Source organism: Polynucleobacter sp. 35-46-11 (assembly GCF_002281105.1).
The window spans coordinates 1-1,540 of the sequence record NZ_NCFJ01000564.1; the positions used below are offsets into that span (position 1 = coordinate 1).

2 protein-coding genes are annotated in these 1,540 nt (G+C 41.7%); both read right to left on the reverse strand.

Translation table 11 applies throughout. The features are described from left to right. Positions 1 to 446: cation:dicarboxylase symporter family transporter (locus B7Y67_RS17630; protein ID WP_293599746.1), on the reverse strand; the 446-nt coding region annotated here is incomplete at its 3' end. Between the two features lie 68 nt (positions 447 to 514). Continuing rightward, on the reverse strand, positions 515 to 1,399 hold the full coding sequence (locus B7Y67_RS17635) for a hypothetical protein (protein ID WP_293599747.1): 885 nt from the start codon (positions 1,397 to 1,399) through the stop codon (positions 515 to 517). Positions 1,400 to 1,540 lie beyond the last annotated feature (141 nt).

Below are 1,540 nucleotides of genomic sequence, written 5' to 3' on the forward strand. Positions count from 1 at the left end.
TTTACAAAATAATCCGCAAGTGAGGTAACGTGATGTGAGTGTTCTACTAAAGACTCTACCGTTGCAGATGACTTTAAGCTTGCAGGGTTAATATTCATTCCGACGCCAGGTTTGAGGATATTAACTGCCATTAGGCCAATTACCAGAGCTATGGACGTTACGATTTCAAAGTAAATCAGAGCTTTAATGAGCACACGACCCACTTGCTTTTTATTCGCCACACCAGCGATACCGCTCACGATAGCACAAAAGATGATTGGTCCTGTAACCATCTGAATCAAACGTATGAATGCAGTTGCAAAAGGCTGCATCATGAGACCAAATTTAGGCGCCAGATAGCCAGCTGCAACACCTATGATCATACCTGAGACAACTTGAAATGACAGGTCCATATAAAAAGGACGTTTTGGTCGAAGAGATGTAGTATTAGGGCTTGTAGTATTCATTTCCTGCTCCCATTTTTATTAAAAATTTATTGTGAAGTGGTCCAAGAAAAAAGTGTCTATTCAAAACTTTATACAAACGATAAAAAATCATCAAACACTTCATCGACCGACAATTTTCGTGAAAGAAGTTTTTGCTGCTCACAAAATTTTATTAATAGCTTGATTGGTTGATATAACTTATCAATTCCGCTCGGTATATAATCAATTTCCGAGCCCGTTTTTGTTTCCACTTTTTTTCCTTGCAGCATCATGTCAAATATTGCCGAAACAGTCTTCGGATGATCTTTTGCAGATACAAGGTTCATGACTACAATATGGTTGATTGGCACAAAGTGATTCTGGTTATACCAAGCCTCATCAGCATTTACATGATGGGGAATAACCGGTTCCAAATTAGGTTCATTTGGTAGATCATTCCCTAAAATAGCTGCATCGATCTCGCCTGAACGCAACATTGGTATGAGAGATTTGTTAGCAGGCGCACGTGTGCACCATGAGGGATCCTCATATTCTACAAGGTGGGCGGGGTCAAACGTTATCCAATCGATTTGCTCTGGAGGAATTCCATAGGTATTTTGTAATATGGCTCGTACCCACACACCGGTTGTTTGAGAATATGAGCGTACGCCGATACGAGCATGGCGCAATGCTGAGACGTTGAGGGGCTTAAGCGCCGTATTATGAATGATGCAACCCTGCTGGAAACGTGATGCCACAACAAACGGGAGCATGAATATAGGCTTATCATATGATTTTGCTTGGAGATAAGTCACGATAGCCATCTCACAGACATCAGCGATCTGGTTCATGGCCATCGGCTTAAACGCTTTATGAATCGGTTCGATCTCATCAAAATCCAACGTTACGCTTTGGCTTGTTATTGAACCGTTTTTGATTGGTATTGTATGAGGATATGAGCCCAGTATTGCCTTAAAGCGAGGATGCGTTGTCATGTGTCAGCCTCATTGGTCCAAGAAGGCAGCGGATGATAAATTGAAGCAGCCGTTCCTGAAAAAATTTGTGTTTGATCGGCTTCTGAAAGTATGCTCATGGCTTGTTTGGCGTTTGCAAGTAGGCTTTTAAGCGACCCTTCA

What these genes read in the sequence shown, in the direction of transcription:
- B7Y67_RS17635 (WP_293599747.1), bottom strand. Translation starts at nt 1,399, where the DNA reads ATGACAACGCATCCTCGCTTTAAGGCAATACTGGGCTCATATCCTCAT.